This is a genomic window from Kribbella alba (assembly GCF_039529635.1).
GTDB lineage: Bacteria > Actinomycetota > Actinomycetes > Propionibacteriales > Kribbellaceae > Kribbella > Kribbella alba.
Window position 1 is genome coordinate 104,556 of record NZ_BAAANE010000006.1, and the last position, 24,433, is coordinate 128,988.

Genomic DNA, 24,433 nt, shown 5'->3' on the forward strand with positions numbered 1-24,433 from the left:
GGGCGGGCGGGCGGGAGGAAGCAGCGCGTTACAGGACCGGCAGCAGCTTGTTCAGCTCGAACGGGGTGACCTGCCGACGGTAGTCCTGCCACTCGGTGCGCTTGTTCCGCAGGAAGAAGTCGAAGACGTGCTCGCCGAGCGTCTCGGCGACCAGTTCGCTGTCCTCCATCGCGGAGATCGCCTCGGCCAGGCTGCTCGGCAGCGGCTTGATCCCCAGCGCGCGGCGCTCCCGGTCGGTCAGCGACCAGACGTCGTCCTCGACCTCGCGGGGCAGCTCGTACCCCTCCTCGATGCCCTTCAGCCCGGCGGCGAGCATCAGCGCGAAGGCGAGGTACGGGTTCGCCGCGGAGTCCAGCGAGCGGAACTCCACCCGGCTCGACTGCCCCTTGTGCGGCTTGTACATCGGCACGCGGACCAGGGCCGAGCGGTTGTTGTGACCCCACGAGATGAACGAGGGTGCCTCGTCGCCGACCGCGAGCCGCTTGTAGGAGTTCACCCACTGGTTCGTCACCGCGGTGATCTCGGACGCGTGGTGCAACAGCCCGGCGATGAAGGCGCGGCCGGTCTTGGACAGTTGGTACTGCGCGCCGCCCTCGAAGAACGCGTTCCGGTCGCCCTCGAACAGCGACATGTGGGTGTGCATGCCCGAGCCCGGCTGGTCGCTCAGCGGCTTCGGCATGAACGACGCGCTGATGCCCTGGCTGAGCGCGACCTCCTTCACCACGACGCGGAACGTCATGATGTTGTCGGCCGTGCTGAGCGCGTCGGCATAGCGCAGGTCGATCTCCTGCTGCCCCGGGCCGCCCTCGTGGTGGCTGAACTCCACCGAGATGCCCATCGACTCGAGCATCGTGATCGCCTCGCGGCGGAAGTCGTTGCCGATGCCCTGCGGGGTGTGGTCGAAATACCCGGACGAGTCGACCGGCTCCGGGTACGTGCCCGGCGCGCCGGTGAGCGACTTGAACAGGTAGAACTCGATCTCGGGGTGGGTGTAGAAGGTGAAGCCGAGGTCGGCCGCCTTGGACAGCGTCCGCTTCAGCACGTGCCGCGGGTCGGCGAACGACGCGGAACCGTCGGGCATGTTGATGTCGCAGAACATCCGCGCGGTGCCCATCGTCTCGCCCCGCCAGGGCAGGATCTGGAACGTCGACGGGTCCGGCTTGGCCAGCATGTCCGCCTCGGTGACCCGGGCGAATCCCTCGATCGCGGAACCGTCGAACCCGATGCCCTCCGCGAAGGCGCCCTCCAACTCGGCCGGCGCCACCGCCACCGACTTGAGGAACCCGAGCACATCGGTGAACCAGAGCCGGACGAACCGTACGTCGCGCTCCTCGAGCGCGCGCAGCACGAACTCCTGCTGCTTGTCCATCGGCGAGTCCACCTCTCCCTCGGTTCGAACATGTGGTTCCGCGGCCTCACACAGTGTGCCCCGGATCTGTTAAGCAGACGTTACGTGTTCGCCGGGCCCAGCCGCACGCTGCCCCGGCGTACCGCGGAAGCGTGTCTCCGGCCCTGCGTCTGTACCCCGAACTGATGCCTGATGTTCACTCGAAGGCTCGGCCTCGTGACCCAGACATGCCCGGATCGTCACCCAACCGCGACCCGGAGGCCTTAGCGTTCAGCCGTGCAGACGATCTTCCGGGCCGCCCTGATCGTCGCCGCCGTGCTCTGCGTCAGCGATCTGCTGATCAGCACCGCCCGGTTCGTCCGTTCGGTCCAGTCCCGTCGTCCCGCCGAGCTCGACGTGCTCGGCCGCCGCTGGTTGCCGGTCCCCGAACTCGGGTTCGGGATGTTCGCCTTCTGCTGCCCCGGCCTGGTCACGCTCGGCCTGACGCACGAGGACTCTCGCCTGCCGACCACGCAGATCCTGCTCGCCGCCCTCGTCTTCGGGTACGCCGGGGCGGTCCTGTCCCGCGTGGTCCGTACGCCGGGTCCGGGCGGTCGCCGCTTCCGGCTACGCGCCGGCCTGCTCCTTGGCCTGCCCGCGATCTTCGGCCTCGTCTTCGGCCTGGCCGGATTCGCGAGCTGACCTACTCCGCTGGAACCACGGCACGATCCGCTCCATCGGCGCGAATGCCAGCCAGCAGACCACCGTCGGCAGGAAGTGGATCAACAAGATCGCCGTATTGGCCACGTGGAACCCGAGGAAGAACAGTGCCCCGAGCAACTGCCACCGGCCCTTGAGCCACAGGACCACCGGCGACAGGAACTCACCGATGATCCCTACCCACTGCATGACGTGCAGCATCCACGGATGCTGCAGCAACCACTCCCCGACCGGATGCGGCCGACGCACGATGGCCCAGGTCAGGATCGCGCTGCCGGGCCAGGTCAGCGCCCACCCGGCGCTGCGGAGCTTGGCGATCGCCGACAGGAAATAGGTGGACACCACCGCGATCTGGATACACCGGATCGCCCAGCCGGCCGCCTCCGACTTCGTCTGGTCCGCGTACGGCGAGCCCACGCGGGCCTTGTTGGGCGCGACCGTCGGAAGGACCCAGAGCGCGACGACGAGAGCAAGGTGGTCGTGGTCCACCTTGCCGTCACTCATCCCGATCAACACCCACCAGGTGAACGCCGGAGCGACCACCCAACCGGCGATCCGCGGCAACCTGTTGGAGGCAGCCACCAGACAGGCGACGATCAGTACGAAGTACAAGGCTGTCGTGTTCGCCACCGACGGCTTCGGCAGGTCGAAGAGGCGGGCGAGGAACAGCGGTTGGTACAGCCCGGGGTGCTCGCCCTTCAGGCGGGTGTCGCGCACGAACGCGTGCATGTCGAGGATGACGAACAGGTAGAGGATCGTCCGCAGCCAGGCGATCCGGGCCAGCGCGATCGTCGGAGTGAACCAGCCGGCAGCCCGAACGGCGAGGCCCTGCGCGCGGCTCATCGGCGGACCTGCCAGGTCGCCAGTACCTCGGACGTCGGCGGACCCTCGACCCGGCCTTTGACCAGCGTCGTGGTGTCGCGGATCAGCTCGAGCTTCAGGTACTGCGGCTTGTCCGGGTGCTTCTTCGCCCAGCCGTCCGCGACCGCCTGCAGCTTGGCCGGATCGTCGACGATCTCCCCGATCCGCGCCTCGATCTCAGCACGGGCGACGCCCGCACCTTCGATGTTCAGCGGTACGTCGACCGAGGTGCCGGCGTCGGTCTGCGCGGTGATCCGTGTGTAGGTGATCGAGGCGTCGTCCGGCACGGTCATCGCGTACTGCGACATCGGCCCGAACGGCCACAGGTCATCGGTCGCACGAACCGACCCGTTGATCAACAGTCCGATCCCCACCAGGGCAACCAGCACCCTGACGCCCTTGCCAACCCTGCCCAGCCGAACGTCCCCGGTCCGGCCCCCGCGACTCGTCACGCCCGCCATTACACACCAGCGTGGTTTCATACCGATCGCGGTAGGGAATTTACCAATACATGACCGCCCCCGAAACTGAGCAACCAAACCATGCCCTGTCCCGCCGCAATCTCTTCCGCGGCGCGGCCGCCGGCGGCCTGTTGATCGGGGGCATCACCTTGCCCACCGGTCCCGCCCAGGCCGCACCCGCCCCACGTGCCTACACCCGCGCGGAATGGTCAGCCCGGCCGCCGCGCTCGGCCACCCAGGTGATCGGCGCCCCGGACCACATCGTCATCCACCACACCGCGAGCCAGAACGTCACGGACTATTCCTTGGCCGCCGCCTACAAGGTGTCGCATTGGATCCAGGACCTGCACATGGACACCAACGGCTGGATCGACGCCGGCCAGCAGTTGACGATCAGCCGCGGCGGCTACCTGATGGAAGGCCGCTCCAAGTCCTTGTCGTCCATCGCGAACCGGCAGAACGTGCTGGGCGCACAGACCGCCAACCACAACAGCCACACCATCGGCATCGAGCACGAGGGCATCTACGTCACGGCGAACGTGCCTACCGCATTGTTCGACACCTCCGTCCTGACCTGCGCCTGGCTCTGCAACACCTACGGGCTGGATCCGCACGTGGCGATCGTCGGACACCGCGACTACAACACCACTCAGTGCCCCGGCGACGTCTTCTACGCCCGACTCCCCGAACTCCGCGACCGAGTAGCCGCCGCGATGGGATAGGTGAACCTGCGGATCAGGCTCTCGAGGGGGCCGCGGTAGTCCGCGCGGCGCATCAGTTCGCCGAGGCCGATGGTGGGAGCCAGGTTGCGAGCTCTGACCAAGAGTGGGGACCTGGGACAGGTAGTCGGGACCTTGAACACGTTATTTCGTGTCCGCGGTCCCTGTTTGGTGTTCAAGGTCGCCGCTTCTTGACCGCTGCGCAGTCCGGGCCCGTCCCCGCAACATCACAAACTCCGGCTGTAAGACTTCTAGGACGCCGCGATGGCGGCGCGGGCGGCGGGGATGACCTCGGTGGCGAAGCGGGTCAGTTGTTCGACGCTCTCGTCCTCGGGCACGAAGTTGACCGCGTCGAAGCGCTCCTCGTGGACGAACTCGGCGATGATCTTCGCCCAGCCGTCCGGCGTGGTGCGGATCGGCTGGCCGCCCGGACCGCTGCGGGGCCGTTCGGGGGTCTGCACGTGATCGATGACAGCACCGACCAGTTGGATGATGCGGCGGATGTCGGTGGGCTTGCGACCGGCCGCGAGTGCGGCTGCGTCGATGCGATCCTGGCCCGCCGGCTTGGTGTCGTAGTCGCTGGCCAGGGGCGCGACCCATCCGTCCGCCTTGCGGCCGATGAGATTCAGCATCCGGGGTCCGACCGCGCCCAGCCAGATACCGATGTCGTGGGCCGGCGCGGGCCCGGTCTGTGCGGCGGTCAGCGAGTACTGGCGGCCCTGGAAGTTCGCGATCTGCCCGGGCGTCCACATCGCGCGGATGACGGTGATGGCCTCGTCGACCGACTCGACCACCTCGCCAGGGGTGCGCCGGGGACCGCCGAGTCCGGCGATCTGTGGCCAGAGCCTGCCGCCACCAAGTCCGAGCTCCAACCGGCCGCCGGACAGGAGGTCCAGAGTTGCGCTGGTCTTGGCCAGCATGGCCGGTGGCCGCAGCGGCAGGTTCGCCACGTTGGGCACGAACCGCACCCGACTGGTCCGCCCGATCATGGTTCCGATCAGCGCGAAAATGTCCAGGAACTGAGCCGAGTAGGGGTGATCCTGGATGGACACATAGTCGAAGCCGACTGTCTCCGCGGTGAGCACATGCTCCTGCAGGCGCGGAAGGTCCTGGTACTGCGGCGAGATGAAGACGCCGAACTCAACGGGGTTCACACAACCCACTATGCACAGCGTCCAAGAGCCTTACAAAAGGCACATGGGTGTAAGCAAGTGGCATGGCAATGCACCAGAATCCGGATCCCGACGACCTGACAAAGAGCTGCGACAACGCGACCCAGGTCCGCACCCACCGCGATGCCTTCGACGAGACCGCTGCGCGCACGAAATCGTGAAGATGCGCCGACCGGATCGAATGTGGTGCGACTGACCAGTAAGGTGCTCCCGTGCCTCAGCTACGGCTTGCTCTCGCTCAGCTCGATGTGACGGTCGGTGACATCGACGGGAACACCGAGAAGATCGTTTCCTGGACCCGGAACGCGGTCGAGCGTGGCGCCCATGTCGTCGCCTTTCCGGAGCTCGCGCTGACCGGTTATCCGGTCGAGGACCTGGCACTGCGCCGGTCCTTCGTGGATGCGTCGCAGGCCAAGCTGCACAAGCTCGCGACCCGGCTGGCGGACGAGGGTCTGGGCGAGATCGTGGTCGTCTGCGGGTATCTCGATCGCGCGACCGGTACGGCGATGGGCGTGGACCGGCTGGGTCGGCCGAAGGGCTCGCCGACGAACTCCGCGGCGGTGATCCACCGAGGTGAGGTCGTCACCAGCGCGGTGAAGCACCACCTGCCGAACTACGGCGTCTTCGACGAGTTCCGGCACTTCGTCCCCGGCGACACCCTGCAGGTGATCCGGATCCACGGCGTCGACGTCGCGCTGGTGATCTGTGAGGACCTCTGGCAGGACGGCGGTCCGGTGGCCGTCACGCGGGCCGCCGGTGCGGGACTCCTGCTGGTCGTGAACAGTTCGCCGTACGAGGCCAACAAGGACGACGTCCGCGGTGAACTGGTCAGCCGGCGGGCCCGCGAGGCCGGTTGTTCGCTGGCCTACGTGAACCTGATCGGTGGGCAGGACGAGCTCGTCTTCGACGGCGACTCGCTGATCGCCGACGCCGAGGGCAGGGTCTTCGCGCGGGCGCCGCAGTTCGAGCAGGGCAGCATGGTGGTCGACCTCGACCTGCCGGCCGCGACCGGTACGCCGTCCGGCGAGTACGAGGGGATCCGGATCGTGCACACCGTGCTGCACGAGGACCCGCTGCCGGCGTACGAGCCGATCGATGTGGCGGTGGCGCCCCGGTTGTCCGACGAGGCCGAGATGTACGGCGCGATCGTGACCGGGCTGCGCGACTACGTGCGGAAGAACGGGTTCAAGTCCGTCCTGCTCGGGCTGTCGGGCGGGATCGACTCGTCGCTGGTCGCCGCGATCGCCTGCGACGCGGTCGGTGCCGAGCACGTGTTCGGCATCTCCAACCCGAGCGTGTACTCCAGCGACCACTCGAAGGACGACGCGGCGGAACTGGCCGCTCGCACCGGGCTGAACTACCGGGTGGTGCCGATCCAGCCGATGGTGCAGCCGTTCCTCGACACACTCGGGTTGACCGGACTGGCCGAGGAGAATCTGCAGGCCCGGGTCCGCGCGGTGGTCTGGATGGGCCTGTCGAACGCGGACGGCCACCTGGTCCTTGCCTGTGGCAACAAGTCGGAGCTGTCCGTCGGCTACTCCACCATCTACGGCGACGCGGTCGGCGGGTTCGCGCCGCTCAAGGACGTGCCGAAGACGGTGGTCTGGCGGCTGGCGAAGTGGCGCAACGAGGACGCGCAGGCGCGCGGGCAGCAGCCGCCGATCCCGGAGAACTCGATCGCGAAGCCGCCGTCCGCCGAACTGCGGCCGGGTCAGGTCGACAGCGACTCGCTGCCGCCGTACGACCTGCTGGACGACATCCTCGACGACTATGTCGAGCAGGACCGCGGCTCCGCCGAGCTGGTCGCGGCCGGGTTCGACCCCGACCTCGTCAGCAAGGTGATCCAGCTGGTCGACAAGGCGGAGTACAAGCGGCGGCAGTATCCGCCGGGTCCGAAGATCACGCACAAGGCCTTCGGGCGGGACCGGCGGCTGCCGATCACGAACGCATGGCGTGAGGACGCGAAGAAGGTGAACCCGACCTGAGCGGCTCGTGGCGCAACCGCCCGTTCAACGACAGCCCCTTCTTCCCGTCCGAGGATCCGGACGCGCGGGAGGACTTCGACCTGCCCGAACGGCGTGTGACCGATCCCTCACGAACAGCCGGTGGCGCTCACCCTCCGCAACGGTGGGACGATGAAGGCATGGTTGACAACTCCATGTCGGCCGGTACCAACGGCGACGCCGACGACGAACTGCCGGCGCCGTACGGGACCGGACCGAAGAACCGGACAACCGAGGAGCAACACCGCTCGGACTACGGCTACTCCGAGCCGGAACGATTCAGCGACGGGTGGCGTGAACGCTCGACCTCGCTGGACGGCCTGGACCCGTCGCCGTCGCTGCCGAACGCACCACGGTCCTATGAGCGCGGGCCGGTGCCGCAGCAGCCGTACGTGCCGAAGCCTCCCTTCCTGCCGGGACCGCCTCCCGCCGCGCCTGAGCGTGGTGGGTATCCGGCCGGCGGCCAGCAGTACGGCGAGCAGTCGTATGACGAGCAGAACCGGTACGGGGAGTCGTACGGCGAGTCCAGCTCAGACCGGTACGACGAGTCGCCCTTCGCGCCGCGTACGCCGTACCAGGAGCAGGGCCCGTTCCGCCCTTCGCAGCAGCCGGGTGGCCAGCCCAGCCAGCAGCCGGGTCAACAAACGCCGCCGCAGCAGCAGGGACCGCCGACGCAGGCACAGCAGAACCCTTTTGCGCCGAGTCGCAACGGGATGAGTGGTCCGTCGCAGGCCCCCGCCCAACCGCCGTCGCAGGCGCCTTCGCCGTCCCAGGGGCCTTCGCAACCACCGGGCCAACCGCAGGCGCGGCCGAGTGGGCCTGGCGCGGGCGGACCTGGCTCCGGCAATCCGGGCCCAGGCAACCACGGGCCTGGCGGTCCGGCACAGGCTGGTCCGGCACAGGCTGGTCCGCCGCGTCCGCAGTCCAGCAACGGCCTTGGCCCGCACAGTTCCAGCAGCAACGGCTGGAACCAGCCTCCGAGCCAGGGCCCACAGCAACCCGGCTCGGCCTCGAGCGGGCTCAGCAGCAACGGCCCCAGCAACAACGGGCTGGCCAACAATGGCCTGAGCAACAACGGCCTGGGCAATCACGGGCCGAGCAACAACGGCCTGGGCAATCACGGGCCGAGCAACAACGGCCTCGGCAGCGGCAGTGGGTCGTCGCAAGGTCCGTCGAGCCAGGCTGGGTCGCCTGCTGGTGGTCCGCCTGCGGCCAGGCCTCCCGCGAATGCGCCGACCGGGTGGAGTTCGCCCGCGCCGGCGGCCGGCCCGGCGCCGACCTCGTCCAATGGATACCCCTCGGACCCGTCAGCGGAGTACGAAGGCTACTCGCCCGCGAACAACCCAGCAGCCCAGGCGAGTGGGAGCCAGCCGCTCGGCGCACGGCGTCGCGCTGACGTCCAGCAGGACGCGCCCAGCCAGGTCCCGAGCGAGCCGTCCTCGTCGCACCGGGCCGCTCGTCGCGCGCAGCCGACCGCCAGCACCTCTTCCGAGTCGGCCGGTACGGCGTCAACACCGTCGACTCCGTCAACATCGTCAACACTGAGCACCCCGGCGGACGGCGGCAAGCGGCCGCGCAGGTATCGGATCCACCACCTTCGCGACATGAAGGCCCGCGGCGAGAAGTGGGCCATGCTCACGGCGTACGACCAGTACACGGCCGAGATCTTCGACGAGGCTGGCATTCCGGTGCTGCTGGTCGGCGACTCCGCGGCGAACAACGTGTACGGGTACGAGTCGACGCTGCGGGTCAGGGTCGACGAACTGATCCCCTTGGCTCGTGCGGTCGCCGGTGCCGTCGAACACGCGCTGGTTGTCGCCGACCTGCCGTTCGGCTCCTACCAGGCATCACCTGAGCAGGCTTTCCACACCGCCGTCCGCTTCATGAAGGAAGCAGGCGTCCACGCCGTGAAGTTGGAGGGCGGCAGGACCGTCGTACCGGCTGTGGAGAAGCTGACCCAGGCCGGGATCCCGGTGATGGCGCACATCGGCTTCACCCCGCAGAGCGAGCACAGCATCGGCGGTTATCGAGTCCAAGGGCGCGGTGACCAGGCCGCCGGTCTGATCGACGACGCGGTAGCCCTCGCCGAAGCGGGTGCCTTCTCGGTGGTGCTGGAGATGGTTCCCGGCGACGTGGCCGCCGAGATCACCAAGCGCATCCCGGTTCCGACGATCGGCATCGGCGCAGGCCGCGACACCGACGCGCAGGTTCTCGTCTGGCAGGACATGGCCGGCCTCCGCTCCGGCCCGATGCCCCGCTTCGTCAAGCAGTACGCCGACCTCCGTGGCATCCTCACCAACGCCGCCACCACCTACGCCGCCGAAGTAGCCTCCGGCGCGTTCCCCACGGACGACCACACCTTCTGACCGCCGGGCCGATTCGTCTGCCCACAGGTGAAACGGTCAGCTCCGCCTGGCCTTCGCCGCCCATCACACCGGACTAGATCCAAGGAAGAGCTGAGCGTTCCGACCAGTACTCCGAGGGCTCCTGGACGAACTCGGCCAGCGGGGTCGCGTTGGCATAGGCAAGGTTGCTTTCGAGTTGCTCGGCGGTTGTGGCGCCGCTCAGGACGATATCGGCCCAGGGCTGTGCGGCCGCGGCGCCGATCGCCAGCGCGTCCGGGCTGAGGTGGTGTTGACCGGCGAACTCGTTGAAGGGAGTCTCGCCGGCCTTCGAGGTGAGCCGGCCGTTGGCGACGGCCTCCTTGACGACGACGAACCACCCGGCGTCGTGGGCCTCTGCGAGCGCAGTACCGACCGAGGGTTCGAGAACGTTCCAGGTCGCCTGCACCGCCGAGAAGGGCCTGTCGAGTTTCAGCGCCTGGCGCAGGGTCGCCGCCTGATGCGGGCCGCTGGTCGACAACCCGACGCGGACGCCGTCCGCCGCGAGTTCGCCGAGGCGATCGAGCAGCTTGGTGTCGGTCAGCGCCGGGCTGTCCGAGGTGAGGCTGTGGACGAGATAGAAGTCGGGCGGACCGCCCAGCGCCTGCAAAGTCTCGGGCCACTGCCGCTCGAACGTCTGCAGCGAGTGGTCCTTCACCTCATGCGTGACCGCGTCGTGTCGCCAGTCGGCGACGTAGGTGTAGCCCCACTTCGAGCCGATCGTCAGCTCCGCACGACGACCTGGGTTCGCGGCGAGCCACTCCCCCAGGAACTTCTCGGCCAGACCGTACGAGCGCGCCGCGTCGAAGTAGCGCACGCCGACGCGCCAGGCTTCGTCGAGCAACTCGTGCGTGCGGTGGCGAAGATCCTCGACCTCGCGGCGGGGCGGCAGGTCCTGGTCGTGACCGAGGTTGATGTAGCCGGGCCGTCCGAGTGCGGCGAGACCCAGGCCGATGCGCAGCGTCATACCTCGATCGTCTCACCACGCTCGTGCCCGCCTCAGAAGGTGAGACGCGCCGCGCGGGCGCCCGAAGTACCGGAGCTCTCGACTAGCGTTTTGTGGTGTGACTGATTCCCGCCTGCCACCGCCCGGCACCGTCGTCCGGCGTACGACGGCTCGAGTCCTGCCTGTCCGCCCGGACGGCAAGGTGCTGTTGTTGCACGGGTGGGACCCGCTGCGCCCGAACACGCCGTACTGGTTCACCATCGGCGGCGGAGTGGAAGCCGGCGAGACTGTCACGCAGGCCGCGAGTCGCGAACTGCGCGAGGAGGTCGGCATCCTGCTGCCCGCTGAGTCGCTGGGCGAACCGGTCGCGACGAACACGATCGAGTTCGAGTGGGGCGGCTGCCAGATCGTCCAGCACCAGACCTTCTTCGCGGTCGGCGTCGACGGTGTCGAGGTGAGCTTCGCGAACCAGGAGGAGCTCGAGCTGGCCACGATCAGCGACCACGGCTGGTGGCATTCGGACGAGCTGGAGGCGACCGGCCAGGCCGCGCACGTCACCATCCCGGGCCTGTTGCGTCAGGCGGTCTCAGCGCTCGAGCTGCGCCGCGCTTCCTGACCGCTCAGCGCTTGCGCGCGTCCTTCAGAACCTTCTTCGGGACCTTCTTGTCCACGATGTAGTGCCGCATGTCCAGCCGCTCGGCGCAGCTGGCATCGGCAAGCCGCTTCAGGACCACCGGGCACTTCTTGCACCTCGGTTTGTCCTTGCAGCACTTCTTCTTCGCGGTCATAGACGGCACTAGCCGAGTGTAGGTGAGGCAACCCTAAGCGTCTAGCTGACAGCGCAATCATCGTGGCGCACGTCACCTCAGCTGTTCGGTGAGCAGGTCGCGCGCCTCCACCAGCGACGGCCCGTACCAGGTGAGGTGCCGCCCCGAGACGCAGCGCGCGGGCCGATCGAACGCCTCCGGCCCGTCCGCCGGCGAGAAGGCATACGGCTCGTCCGGCAACACCACCACCTCGTACTCCGGTAACGCGCCGAGGTCGATCCGCGGATAACGCTCGGGTGATTCCGCGAGCACGTTGTCAACACCGAGCCGGGCCAGCACGTCGCCCGCGAACGTGTCCCGCCCGAGTGCCATCCACGGCCGCCGCCAGATCGGAACCACCGCAGTCCGGCGACGGCCCTCGTACGGCGTACTCCAGACCTCGCGTGCGACCTCGAGCCAGTGCGGGGTCTCGCCGATGATTGCCCAGAGCATTCGTTCGAGTGAGTCGAGTGATTCGCCGACAGTGGTCGGCGCGGTCACCCAGACCGCGAGTCCGGCAGCGCGCAACGCGTCGAGATCCTGCTCGCGATTCTCTTCGGCGTTCGCGAGCACCACGTCCGGCACGAGTTCGCGAATGACATCGACGTCCGGGTTCTTCGTTCCACGCACGCGCGTCACCTCGAGGTCCGCGGGCTGCGTGCACCAGTCGGTCGCACCGACCAACAGGTGTTGGTGCGTGGCCGCGATCGCCTCCGTCAACGACGGCACGATGCTCACCACGCGACGCACTCGCGAGGGCAATTCCACAACTGTTCGCAGGTCGTCCCGCACTGTTCTCAACACCTCGTTTCGTCGCCTGACAACAGCATCGCAGGCCACTGCGAGTAGCGCTTCTCAGCGTCGTTGCCGATGACAACACTTCATCGAAAGCATGCGAAGAGGCCGTTGAACGGCATCTTCGTGCGCGTGTCGCCAACATTTCTTTGCCGCCTTCGGGCATGCTCGACGTGCACCGGAAACCCTTATCCACAAGGATTTTCGGCTTTACCGCCCAAATGGCTGATCGCGATGCCTTGACGTGGCGACGTTTCAGGTGCTTTACGTAGCCACCAAGTGTTGTCATCATCGTGACGACGAGGAATCCACCGTGGTTTTCCTCAGCCGCACCAAGGAGGCAGAGTGCCAGCCAAGAAGGCAGCCGCAACGAAGGCGACAGCCAAGAAGGCCGCGAAGAAGGCTCCGGCAAAGAAGGCGCCGGCCAAGAGGGCCACCACCGCAAAGGCTTCTCCCGCCCGGAAGACTGTCGCCAAGAAGGCCAGCGCTGCGAAGACGACGACCGCACGCAAGGTCACAGCGAAGAAGACAGCGACGAAGAAGGTGAGTGCGGCGAAGACGGCGCCGGCCAAGAAGACGGTCGCGAAGAAGGCGCCCGCCAAGAAGACGACGGCGAAGAAGACCGTCGCGAAGAAGGCACCGGCCAAGAAGACGACGGCCAAGAAGACCGTCGCGAAGAAGGCACCGGCCAAGAAGACGACCGCGAAGAAGACCGTCGCGAAGAAGGCACCGGCCAAGAAGACCGTTGCCAAGAAGACGACTGCGAAGAAGACCGCGGCCAAGAAGGCGCCGGCTCGCAAGGTCGCCGCCAAGAAGGCGCCAGCGAAGGCCGCCGCGAAGAAGGCACCGGCCAAGCGCGTCGCGGCCAAGAAGGCGCCGCTGAAGAAGGCCGCCGCGAAGCGGACGACCGCCCGGAAGGCGCCGGCCCGTAAGGCCCCGGCCCGCAAGGTCGCTGCCAAGAAGGCGTGATCTCCTTCCCGGAAGGACAGTTGCCGAGACAAATGAGCTGAGGGGCACCACCGGTTTCAGGTGGTGCCCCTCAGCTGCCGTTTGTCAGCACGCTTGTTCAGCGTCAGGCGCGCGACTGTTCGGAATCAGGTGCGACCCTCGGCGCCAGGCGCGACTGTTCGGTGTCAGGTGCGGCGTTTCAGTCGTCGTTCCAGTTCGGGTCGTTGTCCCAGGACTCGTTGCGTTCCTGAACCTTCTCCAAGGCGCGCGCCGCCTCCTCCGGGGAGCTGTAGGGCCCGAGCCGATCGGCCGCCTTGTCGCCTTCGTACGGCTCGACCTTGTGGTGTTTGAGGCAGTAGTACCACTCGTTGCTGTGATCGTCGGCCATTGCGCTTGACCACCTCCCGGGAGTCTTGTCGCGGCTTACTAGAATGTTCCCACCATGTCGCTTCTCATTCCCGGTCTCATCTCGCCGCGCCGCCCGGTCCCCGCATCCATCCCGCGGCCGGACTACGTCGACAAGCCCGCGCCCACGCCGTACGACGGTTCGTATGTGACGGCGCCGGAGCTCGTCGAGAAAATGCGTGTCGCCAGCAAACTTGCTGCGCAGGCGCTGCAGGCCGTCGGTGCCGTAGCCAAGCCCGGCGTGACCACGGACGAGCTGGACGAGGTCGGCCACAATTACCTGGTCGACCGCGGAGCGTATCCGTCCACCCTCGGCTACCGGAACTACCCGAAATCGTTGTGTACCTCGGTGAACGAGGTGATCTGCCACGGCATCCCGGACGACCGCCCGCTCGAGGACGGCGACATCGTGAACGTCGACATCACCGCGTTCCTGGACGGTGTGCACGGCGACACCAACGCGACGTTCCTGGTCGGCGATGTCGACGAGGAGAGCCGCCTGCTGGTGGAGCGCACCCGCGAGGCACTCAACCGCGGCATCAAGGCGGTTAAGCCCGGACGCCAGGTGAGCATCATCGGCCGCGTGATCGAGTCGTACGCGAAGCGCTTCGGCTACGGCGTGGTCCGCGACTTCACCGGCCACGGCATCGCCACCTCGTTCCACTCCGGCCTGATCATCCCGCACTACGACGACGAGCGCTTCGACGACGTGATCGAGGCCGGGATGACGTTCACCATCGAGCCGATGCTCACCCTGGGCAGCTACGACTACGACCTCTGGGACGACGGCTGGACCGCCACCACCAAGGACAAGTCGCGCACCGCCCAGTTCGAGCACACCCTCCTGGTCACCGACACCGGCGCCGAGGTGCTCACACTCCCGTGAACCCTGCGCGTTATGAGCGCAGCCACCTCGCCGGCGTTCTTACGTTGTGCGAGGCGGAGGGCTGGCCGAGCTTCCCAGCGGACCCCGAGCGCGCACACGCAGTACTGACGGCGCCCGGGGTCACAGCAGTGGCCGCCCTGGACGGCAACGAGGTAGTCGGCTTTGCCTACTTGCAAAGCGACGGCCATATCCAGGCTCACCTGTCCCTGATGGCCGTCAGCGCGACTCATCGTCGCCCGGGCATCGGTCGCGCCCTCATCGCCTACGCAGTGCCTCTCACCGGTGCACAGCGAGTCGACCTCGTCACGGACACGGCCGTGAAGTTCTACAGCTCCTTCGACCACCACACCTTCACCGGCTTCCGCATCTACCACTGAGGCCATGTAGGCACTTCTGAAGTGTCCCGGCTTTGATGCACCCGTGGTCATGTGCAACGGACCGCCTGGTCGTCACGGATCTATGCACCCCTTTGGGCCTCGGTTTCATGGGCGGGCATCGCTCGAGGTGGTGCATGAGTCGGCTGCTGCTGTCTCGGTGTTGTGCAGCGAGGTCTACGACGAGCCGACGTTGAGTCGTGAGTCGCCTTATTCCGCAGGATGCCTGGGTCTTCACCCGACCCGAGCAGCGACTCCGGTGGGGGGAAACTCAACTCGTCCGGCTCGTCTTCCTTGCTTGGCATGGACACCACTTGCCTACGACGGAGGTGCGCATCAAACGCCGCGCTGGTTTACTTCTGTGGACAACCAGCCCTAGATCAAGGCCTCTCCCATCCACAGGTCTACGGTTGCTGTGGACAACTTGGCTAGTTTCGGTGCCTCACGGAATCCCTTATCTATAACGGGTTCTCGGCACAGAAACTGTCGGCGGCCCCGTCTACAGTTGTCGGTATGGATCTCGTGGAGATGCGGCCGGTGTGGTCGATGAGTGGCAGCGAACAGCTGACCACCCTCGACGCAGTGCGCGACGAGATCGCCCGGCTGGAAACCTACCGGCTCCAGGTCCTGGCCGGTTTCGACGCCGGCGGCCACGCCAAACAGCTCGGCGCCCGCGACACCGCCGAACTCGTGTCGTTGCGGCACCGCCTCGACAAAGCCGACGTCCGCCGCGACCTCAAACTCGCCGCGGCGCTGCCCAAGTACGAACTCGTCACCGCCGCCCTACCCACCCCCGGCCTCGACGGCGACGAGCCTGGCAACGAGCGCGACCCCGCCGCACCAGACAGCGACCAGACCGGCGAGGACCAGACCACCGGTGACGAGCAGGCCGACAAGGAGAACGCCGACGGCGCCGCGGGTGGGGACGCTCCGGTGCTGCTGCACCTGGCCCAGGCGAGGGCGATCGTGTCCGCGCTGGAAAAGGTCCCCACCACGGTACCGGTCGAGCATGTGGTCGCGGCCGAGGAGCAGATGGTGCGGGCCGCGCGGCACCTGCCACCCGGCGACCTGCGCGACCTCGGCCGACAAATCCTCGAACTCCTCGACACCGACGGACCCGAACCCGCCGAGGACAAGGCCTACGCCCGCGAGGCGTTCTGGATGAAAAACGCCGACCACGGCCTGAAATTCGGCGGGTTCCTCGCCAACGAAAACGCAGAACTCCTCAACACCCTCATCGACGCCAACGCCAAACCCCACAAAACCATCGACGGCGAACAAGACCCAAGATCCCGCGACAAGCGCCAAGCCGACGCCTTGACCACGGTGCTGAACGCCGCCGCCGGTGCCGGCACCACCGGCCACGGCGCCATCAAACCCCACATCACCGTCACCATCGACCTCACCGACCTCCAAAACGCCCTCGCCACCACCGGCAGGAACGCCCGGAACGGCCGGAACGGCGGGAACGCCGAAGGCAGCGGGAACGACGCGAACGACGGGCTCGGCGGGCTCGCTGGAAACGGCGGGCTCGAGGGAAACGGCGGGTTCGAGGGGTTCGAGGAGCTCGCCGGGCTCGCCGGGCTCGGCGGGCCCGGCGGGTTCGATGGGCTCGGCGCCCTCGACCACACCAACCCGGGATTCGGCCGGTTCGTCTACGGCGGCAACCTGTCCGCCGCCGCCGTCCGCCGCCTCGCCTGCGACGCCGGCGTCGTCCCCATCATCCTCGGCACCGACTCCGAACCCCTGGACGTCGGGAAGGAAGAACGGTTCGTCAACCGCGCGATGCGCCGCGCACTGAACTTCCGCGACAGGGGCTGCGTCGTGTGCGGAGCACCACCCATCCAGTGCGACGCCCACCACCTGATCCACTGGATCGACGGCGGACCCACCGCGATGTGGAATCTCGTCCTGCTCTGCCGAGCCCACCACATCCAGATCCACCACGGCCACTGGAACATCACCATCACCCGCGGCCGCGTCACCGTCACCCGACCCACCTGGGCCGAACCCGGCCGCCTCCCACGCCTCAACCGCCGACGACCACCCGCCACACCAGACACACGCCCTGCACCGGGTTCACCCGGCGGACCTGCACCTGGCGCGCCCGGTTCACCCGGGGCACCCGGCGCAACGGACGACGAAGAGCCACCCCGCGCCGACGGGCCACCGCGCCCAGCCCCGGCCTGGCCACACACCAGCGACATCCCCTGGATCACCCCCGAGGAAACCGCACGCCTCAACCCCTGGGGCGACGAACCGCGCCCACCGACGCCGGCGCGCACACTGACCCAGCCGAAGAACGACACCACCTGGAAGGCGCCCTGGGACGACGACCAGGACGCCGCCTCCCCGGGCCCGTGAGCAACACCTAGCCCGGCACCCGGCCCCCGGCATGCCACGCCCGGTGTCACCGCTGAGGGCCAGTGGGAAGCCGACAACCACCGAAGCCCGGCCCGCCGAGCACGGGCCTGCCGAAGCCACGCACCACTGCATCGGCAAACACCCGTCTGCCCTCGATCAGCAGGGCCCGGACCGAGGCCCGAAGCTCACGCCTCGCTGAAGCCGAAGGACGCGTAGAGCCGCCGCGCGGCGCTGTTGTCTTGATTGACTCGCAGGGCCACCTCACCGCCCGCTGCGTCGATGCAGGCTGCGACGAGGGCGCGGCCGACTCCCTGCCGTCGGCAGTTCCGTGCGGTGAAGAGCTCGATGATGAACGGGCAGTCTGGAGTATCCGGCCACGGCGCTCGATCAACGATCAGGACCGTCCCGACGACCGTCTCCCCGCTCAGCGCCAACCAGCTCCAGTCCAGCCGCAATGCGCCGTACTCCCCTGCAAAGCTGGCACGGATGTCATCGATGGCCTCGGACTCATCGGCACCGGCGATGCCCGGCTCATATGCGTCGAAGTACAACCGCCCGACCGCAACTGCGTCATCCGGCTCGGGCGCACGGAGTACGACGTCCGCCGGAAGCGCAGCGACCGATAGAGGCGCAGGCGATCGGACCAGCGTCAGCATGTCAGGCAAGGGCAAGGGCAAGGGCAAGGGCAAGGGCAAGGGCAAGGGCAGGGGCAACGGCAAGCGCGGCGGCGATGACCGTGCGGCCGAAGGTGACCGCGGAATTGGCGTCGGCGACCGTGAACTGTTGCTCGTCGCCTTCTCGGTGCGCAAGGCAACGTTCCACCAGCGCAGCCCAGTCAGGGAAGACAGCGATGGCGTGGCGGCCGGCGGCGCCCTTGGAGATGATGTTGCCGGTGGCAAGCAGCGCGTGCAGGCGCGGAATACCGAGCACGCACCACGGAACCAGCCAGGCCTCGAGCACCTCGTCATCCGGCAGCGCAGCCGTCGCCGTCTCGACCTGGTCCAGCATCGGCGCCCAGTACGACGTGAGGTTGTCGCGGGTGTAGGCCGTCAGAGCCTGCGCGTCGTCGTGAACCACCAGCCCGGGTGCAGCCCTCAACACAACCGGGTCGCGGGCCAGCACGGGCGTCATCGGACCGCCGCGTGGCGCCTCCTTGAACACACCGTCGAGGGTGAACACCACCGGCTTGTCCCGGTCCGGCGGCAGAGCGAGGTCGTCGATGGTCAGATAGGTGACGTCGAAGGCAGGCTTCGACGGCAGCGCGGCGTGCACCTCCTGCACAGCCGAAGCGTCCTTCAACGGCTCGGCGACGATCACCGCGCCGTCTATGTCGCTCTGCCCTGGTTGAAAGTCGCCGAGCGGGATCGAGCCGGTCAGGTAGAGCCCGATCACCTGGCCGGGGAGAGCCTGGTCGATCAACTCCAGATAGCGGGAGGTGGTTGCCTCGACAGCGGGCGGCAGGGTGGTCATCGGTTCGAGGCGCTTCTGATGAAGGCGGCCAGGTCCTTGGACTGCTGCAGCCGCGACGGTTCATGGACGTACATCATGTGGCCGGCCGGGTAGTAGTGGAACTCGATGTTGTTCTGGAGCTCCGCCGGGATCTCCAGCCGCGCCATCGTGTACTCGGTGGCGAAGTAGGGTGTCGCGCCGTCGTAGCGGCCGGAGGCGACGTGGACCTTGAGATGGGGGTTCGCCCGCATCGCCTCAGCGAGCTTGTCGGCCACGGTGACGGGACTGCCCTCGAACTCCTTGAACGACCAGGCCTCGTTCGCGTCGCCGTTGATGATCTCGTACGGCAGGTCGTTGAGGTACTCCAGCTCGGCGCGCACGTAGTGATTCAGCGCAGCCGTGTAAGGCCCCATGATCGCGTGGTACGACGGATCGGCCTGCAGCCGCTCGTGCGCACCGTCGGCACCCCAGCCGGTGAAACGGCCGTCGAGCCGTCCGACCAGCTGACGTCGCGGACGCAGCAGCTCGGCGAAGAACCGGCTGTGCTCGATCCGCAGGTTCACCCGGTCGACGTAGTCCTCGGTCAGCCCGGTCAACCTGGCCAACTCGGCAACCACCTCGGCTCGCTGCTCAGCGGGCAGCCGGTTGCCCTGGGCAAGAGCTTGCGGGTAGACACCGGACGCGAACTCCTCGGCCTGCGCGAGCACCTCCTCGAGCGATCCCTCCGCACCGACACCGTGGTAGTGCGCGATCGCCGCGTAGGAAGGCACATACAGCACATAGGCCAAGTCGTTCCCCGGCGTGAACAAGATCGTGCCGAAGTCGAGGACCGAGGAGATCAGCATCACCCCGTTGAGGTACATGCCGTACCGGTCCTGCAGATGCTCCGCAAGCCCGGCGGCCCGCGTCGTACCGTAGGACTCGCCGGCCAGGAACTTCGGCGACATCCAGCGACCGTTCCGCGACGTCCACAGCCGGATCACCTCACCGACGGACTCCAGGTCCTTGGTGAAGCCGTGGTACTCCCCCGGCTTCTCCCCCTCGACCGCGCGTGAGTAGCCCGTCGACACCGGGTCGATGAAGACCAGGTCGCTGTGCTGCAGCAGGGTCTGGAGGTTGTCGGTCAGCTCGTACGGCGGTGGCGTCAGCTCGCCGGCATCCCCGGACACCACCCGGCGTGGACCGAGCAGGCCGAGGTGCAGCCAGATGCTCGACGAACCCGGGCCGCCGTTGAAGGCGAACGTCACCGGTCGTTCCCTGGCATCGGCGCCGTCGACGGTGTAGGCCGTGAGGAACACCTCCGCCTTCGGCCGGTGCCCGTCGAACTTACCGTCGGTGAGCACCTCCTGCCGCAGCACGATCCGCCCGGTGGTCGCGGAGTACCGCAGCTTGCGCCGGCCGATGGACAGCACGTGCTGGGTCGTCTTCAGGTCGTCGGTCGGGCCCTTCGCAGCAGGTGCGGCCTCGGCCGCGGCCGGCGTACCGGCTGAGGTCTTGTCCTGTGCTGCCGTCTTCTTCGGTTCCCGCTCAGCCGTCGCCATGCAAAAGACCCTAATCGAGCGCCGGGGCAGACCTAGTCCGGACCATGTGTGCCGAACTGGCGGTTCTGCGTCGAGCGGTGGTGCGGGAACGGGCCGGTCATGTAAGCCGGATTCTGTCGGTGGCGATCATCTATCTACGGTGACCGTTGCCGGCCACCTCTAGCGGCCTACCCGTGAGCTCGGGCGGGCAGCCCTCGGACGCTCACGCGGACGGCGGTTGCCCGCCGTCCTTCTTGGCCTTGCTCCACGTGGGGTTTACCGAGCCTCCGCAGTCACCTGCGGAGCTGGTGGTCTCTTACACCACCGTTTCACCCTCACCCGCACCTCGACGAACCACTGGTCCGTCGAGGCCGCTGGCGGTCTGTTCTCTGTGGCACTGTCCCGCGGGTTACCCCGGGTGGGCGTTACCCACCACGTTGCCCTGTGGAGTCCGGACTTTCCTCGGCGCTCACCTTGACGGTGAACGACGCGATCGCCCGACCGGCCCGTTCCACAGTCAGGATAAGGCCTGCACCGAAATGTCCGGCCAGCGCCCGTCGGCGCCCCGCTCGTAAGGCCGGACGTCGACCACCGCGTCGAGGTTGAGCGGCCCGTAGATATGCGGGAAGGACATGCCGATGCCGTCCAGGTCCTCGTCGCAGACGGCCGAGACGAGGCGCTCGACATCGATGACCAGCAGGCACAGCGGCTCGGTGACATCGGCGTACACGAAGTTGGCGACCAGGCTGACCTGCTCCGGCCGGGACGCGTGGATGAAGGTCGCTCCGTCGTCGAGGGTCTTGCCCCGGGTCGAGACCCGATAGGCGCCCGCTTCCCGGGCGGCGTTCCACTGATCGACGAAGGCGATATGCAGGATCGACGGCATACCCCGAGATTATCGAGCGCACCGCCCGCCGCGATGGACCAACGCAGCAACGACGCAACCAATGTCGCCGCGACTTCCCGCAACCGCCGCAGATCGTCATACACCCACTCCAGTACTGCGAGCCAGCGCGTGGTGGCTACCAGTGCGCGGCCTCGCGTGGTTCCACCGCAGAACGCGCTGTCAGGCGCGGAGCAGGAGGTAGCCGGAGATGAGTGATCCTGCGACAGCTCCGCCGTAGCAGAACAGGATGATCGGGACGCTGAACCTCTTGAGCTGCAGGCCGTCGTAGAGGGTGTAGCGGAACCGATGCGCCCAGTGGAAGAGCGCCAGCACGCAGAGTCCGAACAGGACCAGTTTGGTGATGGGGTTCTGCAGCACCGAGAGCAAGTGTGCGTGGTCGGGCGCGGTCAGCCAGCCCAGCGGGAACGCGACGCCGAACAGGAAGAGCAGGACAGGGACCAGCAGGGCGGCGATCATGCCGCCGCCGCTGAAGAGGAGCCAGAGGAACGGCTCGGGCGAGGGCGGTCGGCGGGTCGTCATCGCAGGATCACCCAGGCGACGAAGGCCGACAGCAGCAGCCAGGCCAGGTAGTGCAGAACCAGGATCTGGCTGGGCGGGACCCGGCGACCACGCCTCCGCACCACGATGGCCTTCGGCGCGAGGCCGAACCAGGTCACCGCGTGCAGCAACACGAAGAACAGGGCGATCAGGTTGATGACGACCACCCACCAGTGCGCGCTCCAGTCCAGGAACCGCTCGTACTGCGTACTGCCGGCGCTGGTGGCGTTGACCAAGAGCAGCAGGTAGACCACGAACCACGCGACGAAGACGCTGCTGAGCTCACGCAGGACGAAGACGAGGTATGAACGGCGCTCGAGCCACCAGAAGGTGGAGATCGGCCGCTGGTAGAGGCCGCTCATCGCGCGCCCCGCGGCAGCAGAAAGTTCTTGACTGCCTGGGTGGCCGCGGTGACCTTGTAGCGCTGGATCGCGGCGGCCGGGTCGACGTCCTTGGGGCAGGCGGCGCTGCATTCACCGACGAAGGTGCAGGCCCAGATCCCGTCCGGAGACGACAGTACGTCTTCACGCTCCGCGGCGCCCTCGTCCCGGGAGTCGAGGTTGTACCGCTGGGCCAGTGCGATGGCCGCCGGGCCGAGGAAGTGCGGCTCGAGTGCGTAGACCGGGCAGGCCGAGTAGCAGAGCATGCAGTTGATGCACATGCTGAACTGCTTGTACTCGTCGAGCTCATCGGGTGTCTGCAGGTACTCGCCGGCCTCGATCGGGCTGTGCACGTCGCGGACGACCCAAGGCTTGACGGCCTGCAGCTTCTCCATGAAGTCACCGATGTCGACGACGAGGTCGCGGATCACCGGGAAGTTGCGCAGCGGTTCGACCCGCACCGGGCCGGGCGCGTAGTCGGTGAGGAAGGTGGCGCAGGTCAGCGTGGGGTCACCGTTCACGGTCATGCCGCAGCTGCCGCAGATGCCCATCCGGCAGGACCAGCGGAAGGAGAGCGAGCCGTCCAGGTGATCCTTGATGTAAGTCAGACCGTCGAGGATCGCCCAATGCTCGCGCAGTGGCACCTCGTAGGACTCCATCACCGGTTCGCTGTCCGACTCCGGCCGGTAGCGTGCGACCTCGAGTGTGATCCGGTCCGCCATCCCCTACCTCCCGTACACGCGTTCTCCTGGTGGCCAGCGAGTGATCGTCACCGGGAGGTACCGGACACGGCCAGTGCCGTCGGGTTCCCGGGTGATCAGTGAGTGCGCGAGGAACCGCGCGTCGTCGCGGGCCGGGAAGTCGGTGCGCTGATGCGCCCCGCGCGACTCCTCGCGCTGCAGTGCGCAGGCGATGATGCTCTCGGCAACGTCCAGCATGAACGACAGCTCGAGCAGGGCCACCAGCTCGGTGTTGAACGTCCGGCTGTGGTCGTCGATCGCCGCGTCGGCGAACCGCACTCGCAGCTCCCGCAGTTCGTCGGCCGCCTTCGCCAGCGAGTCGCCGTCGCGGAAGATCCCGGCGCCGTTCTCCATCGTGGTCTGCATCTCCGAGCGGATGTCCGCGATGCGCTCGTGCCCTTCCGCATGCCGCTCCAGCTCTCGCTTCAGCCTGCGCTCCTCGTCGCGGCCCTGCGCAAGGATCGCCGCCGGTACCGTGTCGCCGTACCGGCCGGCGAACACAGCCGCGGCCCGCCCGGCGCGGGTACCGAAGACCAGGCACTCCGGCAAAGAGTTCGACCCGAGCCGGTTGGCGCCGTTGATGCTGACGCAGGCGACCTCGCCCGCGGCGTACAGGCCCTCGAGCGGTGTCGCGCCATGGATGTCGGTGTGGACACCACCCATCATGTAGTGCACCACCGGGCGCACCGGGACGAGCTCGGTGACCGGGTCGATGTTCTGGTACTTCGAGCACAGCTCCCGGACGAACGGGAGCTTCGCGTCGATGAGCTTCGCACCGAGGTGGCGCAGGTCCAGGTGGACGATCGGCCCGTACGGCGTATCGATGGTCCGGCCCTTCTCGAACTCGTGCACGAACGCCTGCGACAACCGATCCCGTGGCCCGAGCTCCATGCTGCGCAGTACCGGCGTCGGTGATGGCTGCCCCAGGTCGTAGTCCTGCAGGTACCGGTAGCCGTCCTTGTTGAGGAGCCAGCCGCCCTCGGCCCGGGCCGCCTCGGTGATCAGGATGCCGGTGAAGGGAAGACCGGTCGGGTGGTACTGGACGAACTCCATGTCCTTGAGCGGCGCGCCGGCCCGGTAGGCGAGCGCCATCCCGTCTCCCGTCTTGATGTTCGCGTTGGTGGTGAAGGGATAGACCCGGCCGCACCCGCCGGTGCACACGATGACGGCGCTCGCCGTGATGGTTTCGACCCGGCCGGTGGCCAGTTCGATGGCCACGACACCCCGCACCTTCCCCTCGTCGACGAGCAGCTTCGTCACGTACCACTCGTCGTACCGGACGATGTCCGGATAGGACAGAGCGGTCTGGAAAAGCGTGTGCAGCAGGTGGAACCCGGTTCTGTCGGCAGCGAACCAGGTCCGCATCTTCTTCATGCCGCCGAAAGCCCGAACCGCGATATGCCCGTCCGGCTGGCGGCTCCAGGGACAACCCCAGTGCTCCAGCCGGAGAAGCTCGCGCGGAGCCTCGGCGACGAAGGCCTCGACCGCATCCTGGTCGCTCAGCCAGTCGCTGCCGGACACGGTGTCGTAGGCGTGCTCGTCCAGACTGTCGTCGGCAGCGGCGACCCCGGCGGCTCCGCCCTCCGCGGAAACCGTATGGCTGCGCATCGGATAGACCTTCGAGACGATGGCCACCTTCAACCGCGGGTTGGTCTCCGCCACTGCGATGGCCGCGCGTAAGCCGGCGCCGCCGCCCCCGATCACCACAACGTCATGGAATGTCGCCATGGGC

General features: G+C 67.6%; 25 protein-coding genes and 1 other RNA gene. 9 read left to right on the forward strand and 17 right to left on the reverse strand.

Features of this window, described 5'->3' with window-relative positions:
- Positions 1-28: 28 nt before the first annotated feature.
- The gene (gene glnA, locus ABD210_RS17450) at positions 29-1,369 is read right to left on the reverse strand and encodes a type I glutamate--ammonia ligase (RefSeq protein WP_344112625.1); all 1,341 of its coding nucleotides are present in this window, start codon (positions 1,367-1,369) and stop codon (positions 29-31) included.
- A gap of 255 nt (positions 1,370-1,624) precedes the next feature.
- Here glnA and ABD210_RS17455 point away from each other — a divergent pair, with 255 nt between their 5' ends.
- The gene (locus ABD210_RS17455) at positions 1,625-2,029 is read left to right on the forward strand and encodes a hypothetical protein (RefSeq protein WP_344112626.1); all 405 of its coding nucleotides are present in this window, start codon (positions 1,625-1,627) and stop codon (positions 2,027-2,029) included.
- Here ABD210_RS17455 and ABD210_RS17460 read toward each other — a convergent pair.
- Both ABD210_RS17460 and ABD210_RS17465 read right to left on the reverse strand, forming a co-directional pair.
- Positions 1,955-2,890, reverse strand: coding sequence for an HTTM domain-containing protein (locus tag ABD210_RS17460; RefSeq protein ID WP_344112627.1), 936 nt, complete (start codon positions 2,888-2,890; stop codon positions 1,955-1,957). The genes ABD210_RS17455 and ABD210_RS17460 overlap by 75 nt on opposite strands.
- On the reverse strand, positions 2,887-3,369 hold the full coding sequence (locus ABD210_RS17465) for a hypothetical protein (RefSeq protein WP_344112628.1): 483 nt from the start codon (positions 3,367-3,369) through the stop codon (positions 2,887-2,889). The genes ABD210_RS17460 and ABD210_RS17465 overlap by 4 nt, the downstream gene beginning before the upstream one ends.
- A 50-nt stretch (positions 3,370-3,419) precedes the next feature.
- On the opposite strand from ABD210_RS17465, the gene ABD210_RS17470 reads away from it, so the two are divergent.
- Positions 3,420-4,091, forward strand: coding sequence for a peptidoglycan recognition protein family protein (locus ABD210_RS17470; protein WP_344112629.1), 672 nt, complete (start codon positions 3,420-3,422; stop codon positions 4,089-4,091).
- Positions 4,092-4,339: 248 nt separating this feature from the next.
- On the opposite strand, the gene ABD210_RS17475 is transcribed toward ABD210_RS17470, so the two are convergent.
- On the reverse strand, positions 4,340-5,242 hold the full coding sequence (locus tag ABD210_RS17475; protein WP_344112631.1) for an LLM class flavin-dependent oxidoreductase: 903 nt from the start codon (positions 5,240-5,242) through the stop codon (positions 4,340-4,342).
- Positions 5,243-5,472: 230 nt separating this feature from the next.
- Between ABD210_RS17475 and ABD210_RS17480 the strand changes: the two genes are divergently transcribed.
- Entirely contained in the window at positions 5,473-7,245 is a 1,773-nt protein-coding gene (locus ABD210_RS17480; RefSeq protein WP_344112632.1) for an NAD+ synthase, read from the forward strand.
- 158 nt (positions 7,246-7,403) lie between these two features.
- A complete protein-coding gene (gene panB / locus ABD210_RS17485; protein ID WP_344112633.1) occupies positions 7,404-9,629 on the forward strand; it encodes a 3-methyl-2-oxobutanoate hydroxymethyltransferase in 2,226 nt (741 codons plus the stop codon).
- Positions 9,630-9,702: 73 nt separating this feature from the next.
- Here panB and ABD210_RS17490 read toward each other — a convergent pair whose 3' ends face one another.
- Positions 9,703-10,611 carry an aldo/keto reductase gene (locus ABD210_RS17490; RefSeq protein ID WP_344112634.1) on the reverse strand — a complete coding sequence of 303 codons (909 nt, stop codon included), beginning with the start codon at positions 10,609-10,611 and terminating at the stop codon, positions 9,703-9,705.
- A 97-nt stretch (positions 10,612-10,708) separates the two neighbouring features.
- On the opposite strand from ABD210_RS17490, the gene ABD210_RS17495 reads away from it, so the two are divergent.
- Positions 10,709-11,206, forward strand: coding sequence for an NUDIX hydrolase (locus ABD210_RS17495; RefSeq protein WP_344112635.1), 498 nt, complete (start codon positions 10,709-10,711; stop codon positions 11,204-11,206).
- Positions 11,207-11,210: 4 nt separating this feature from the next.
- Here ABD210_RS17495 and ABD210_RS17500 read toward each other — a convergent pair whose 3' ends face one another.
- Positions 11,211-11,387 (reverse strand): hypothetical protein, encoded by a 177-nt coding sequence (locus ABD210_RS17500; protein ID WP_344112800.1) that lies wholly within the window; start codon positions 11,385-11,387, stop codon positions 11,211-11,213.
- Between the two features lie 63 nt (positions 11,388-11,450).
- On the reverse strand, positions 11,451-12,134 hold the full coding sequence (locus ABD210_RS17505) for a helical backbone metal receptor (protein ID WP_425552684.1): 684 nt from the start codon (positions 12,132-12,134) through the stop codon (positions 11,451-11,453).
- Between the two features lie 402 nt (positions 12,135-12,536).
- Here ABD210_RS17505 and ABD210_RS17510 point away from each other — a divergent pair, with 402 nt between their 5' ends.
- Positions 12,537-13,160, forward strand: a complete 624-nt coding sequence (locus tag ABD210_RS17510; protein WP_344112637.1) for a histone H1-like repetitive region-containing protein — start codon at positions 12,537-12,539, stop codon at positions 13,158-13,160.
- 178 nt (positions 13,161-13,338) lie between these two features.
- Here the strand turns inward: ABD210_RS17510 and ABD210_RS17515 are convergent, their stop codons facing one another.
- Positions 13,339-13,527: a hypothetical protein gene (locus ABD210_RS17515; RefSeq protein WP_344112639.1), complete on the reverse strand. Its 189-nt coding sequence runs from the start codon at positions 13,525-13,527 to the stop codon at positions 13,339-13,341.
- Between the two features lie 54 nt (positions 13,528-13,581).
- On the opposite strand from ABD210_RS17515, the gene map reads away from it, so the two are divergent.
- From map to ABD210_RS17530, 3 genes are all read left to right on the forward strand, one after another.
- Complete coding sequence (gene map / locus ABD210_RS17520) at positions 13,582-14,430, forward strand: type I methionyl aminopeptidase (RefSeq protein WP_344112640.1); 849 nt, start codon at positions 13,582-13,584, stop codon at positions 14,428-14,430.
- Complete coding sequence (locus ABD210_RS17525) at positions 14,427-14,807, forward strand: GNAT family N-acetyltransferase (protein ID WP_344112641.1); 381 nt, start codon at positions 14,427-14,429, stop codon at positions 14,805-14,807. Before map ends, ABD210_RS17525 begins: the two co-directional genes overlap by 4 nt.
- A 510-nt stretch (positions 14,808-15,317) precedes the next feature.
- Complete coding sequence (locus tag ABD210_RS17530; protein WP_344112642.1) at positions 15,318-17,168, forward strand: HNH endonuclease signature motif containing protein; 1,851 nt, start codon at positions 15,318-15,320, stop codon at positions 17,166-17,168.
- Positions 17,169-17,353: 185 nt separating this feature from the next.
- Here ABD210_RS17530 and ABD210_RS17535 read toward each other — a convergent pair whose 3' ends face one another.
- From ABD210_RS17535 to frdA, 9 genes are all read right to left on the reverse strand, one after another.
- Entirely contained in the window at positions 17,354-17,824 is a 471-nt protein-coding gene (locus tag ABD210_RS17535) for a GNAT family N-acetyltransferase (RefSeq protein WP_344112643.1), read from the reverse strand.
- A 1-nt stretch (position 17,825) separates the two neighbouring features.
- Positions 17,826-18,638 carry an aminoglycoside adenylyltransferase domain-containing protein gene (locus ABD210_RS17540; RefSeq protein ID WP_344112645.1) on the reverse strand — a complete coding sequence of 271 codons (813 nt, stop codon included), beginning with the start codon at positions 18,636-18,638 and terminating at the stop codon, positions 17,826-17,828.
- Positions 18,635-20,158 carry a S10 family peptidase gene (locus tag ABD210_RS17545; RefSeq protein ID WP_344112646.1) on the reverse strand — a complete coding sequence of 508 codons (1,524 nt, stop codon included), beginning with the start codon at positions 20,156-20,158 and terminating at the stop codon, positions 18,635-18,637. The genes ABD210_RS17540 and ABD210_RS17545 overlap by 4 nt, the downstream gene beginning before the upstream one ends.
- 85 nt (positions 20,159-20,243) lie before the next feature.
- Positions 20,244-20,646: RNase P RNA component class A (gene rnpB / locus ABD210_RS17550), an RNA gene on the reverse strand.
- 8 nt (positions 20,647-20,654) lie between these two features.
- Complete coding sequence (locus tag ABD210_RS17555; protein WP_344112647.1) at positions 20,655-21,023, reverse strand: DUF952 domain-containing protein; 369 nt, start codon at positions 21,021-21,023, stop codon at positions 20,655-20,657.
- A gap of 180 nt (positions 21,024-21,203) precedes the next feature.
- Positions 21,204-21,563 (reverse strand): fumarate reductase subunit FrdD, encoded by a 360-nt coding sequence (gene frdD / locus ABD210_RS17560; protein WP_344112648.1) that lies wholly within the window; start codon positions 21,561-21,563, stop codon positions 21,204-21,206.
- On the reverse strand, positions 21,560-21,943 hold the full coding sequence (locus tag ABD210_RS17565) for a succinate dehydrogenase/fumarate reductase transmembrane subunit (RefSeq protein ID WP_344112649.1): 384 nt from the start codon (positions 21,941-21,943) through the stop codon (positions 21,560-21,562). Before ABD210_RS17565 ends, frdD begins: the two co-directional genes overlap by 4 nt.
- A complete protein-coding gene (locus ABD210_RS17570; protein WP_344112650.1) occupies positions 21,940-22,683 on the reverse strand; it encodes a succinate dehydrogenase/fumarate reductase iron-sulfur subunit in 744 nt (247 codons plus the stop codon). Before ABD210_RS17570 ends, ABD210_RS17565 begins: the two co-directional genes overlap by 4 nt.
- Positions 22,684-22,686: 3 nt before the next feature.
- Complete coding sequence (frdA, locus tag ABD210_RS17575) at positions 22,687-24,429, reverse strand: fumarate reductase (quinol) flavoprotein subunit (protein ID WP_344112651.1); 1,743 nt, start codon at positions 24,427-24,429, stop codon at positions 22,687-22,689.
- Positions 24,430-24,433 lie beyond the last annotated feature (4 nt).

Bases quoted from the DNA above. Each gene is read 5' to 3' on its own strand.
- ABD210_RS17515 (WP_344112639.1), bottom strand. From the start codon at position 13,527: ATGGCCGACGATCACAGCAACGAGTGGTACTACTGCCTCAAACACCAC.
- ABD210_RS17490 (WP_344112634.1), bottom strand. From the start codon at position 10,611: ATGACGCTGCGCATCGGCCTGGGTCTCGCCGCACTCGGACGGCCCGGC.
- map (WP_344112640.1), top strand. From the start codon at position 13,582: ATGTCGCTTCTCATTCCCGGTCTCATCTCGCCGCGCCGCCCGGTCCCC.
- panB (WP_344112633.1), top strand. From the start codon at position 7,404: ATGGTTGACAACTCCATGTCGGCCGGTACCAACGGCGACGCCGACGAC.
- glnA (WP_344112625.1), bottom strand. From the start codon at position 1,369: ATGGACAAGCAGCAGGAGTTCGTGCTGCGCGCGCTCGAGGAGCGCGAC.
- ABD210_RS17465 (WP_344112628.1), bottom strand. From the start codon at position 3,369: ATGGCGGGCGTGACGAGTCGCGGGGGCCGGACCGGGGACGTTCGGCTG.
- frdD (WP_344112648.1), bottom strand. From the start codon at position 21,563: ATGACGACCCGCCGACCGCCCTCGCCCGAGCCGTTCCTCTGGCTCCTC.
- ABD210_RS17535 (WP_344112643.1), bottom strand. From the start codon at position 17,824: ATGCTGACGCTGGTCCGATCGCCTGCGCCTCTATCGGTCGCTGCGCTT.
- ABD210_RS17565 (WP_344112649.1), bottom strand. From the start codon at position 21,943: ATGAGCGGCCTCTACCAGCGGCCGATCTCCACCTTCTGGTGGCTCGAG.
- ABD210_RS17545 (WP_344112646.1), bottom strand. From the start codon at position 20,158: ATGGCGACGGCTGAGCGGGAACCGAAGAAGACGGCAGCACAGGACAAG.
- ABD210_RS17460 (WP_344112627.1), bottom strand. From the start codon at position 2,890: ATGAGCCGCGCGCAGGGCCTCGCCGTTCGGGCTGCCGGCTGGTTCACT.
- ABD210_RS17570 (WP_344112650.1), bottom strand. From the start codon at position 22,683: ATGGCGGACCGGATCACACTCGAGGTCGCACGCTACCGGCCGGAGTCG.
- ABD210_RS17470 (WP_344112629.1), top strand. From the start codon at position 3,420: ATGACCGCCCCCGAAACTGAGCAACCAAACCATGCCCTGTCCCGCCGC.
- ABD210_RS17530 (WP_344112642.1), top strand. From the start codon at position 15,318: ATGGATCTCGTGGAGATGCGGCCGGTGTGGTCGATGAGTGGCAGCGAA.
- ABD210_RS17540 (WP_344112645.1), bottom strand. From the start codon at position 18,638: ATGACCACCCTGCCGCCCGCTGTCGAGGCAACCACCTCCCGCTATCTG.
- ABD210_RS17555 (WP_344112647.1), bottom strand. From the start codon at position 21,023: ATGCCGTCGATCCTGCATATCGCCTTCGTCGATCAGTGGAACGCCGCC.
- frdA (WP_344112651.1), bottom strand. From the start codon at position 24,429: ATGGCGACATTCCATGACGTTGTGGTGATCGGGGGCGGCGGCGCCGGC.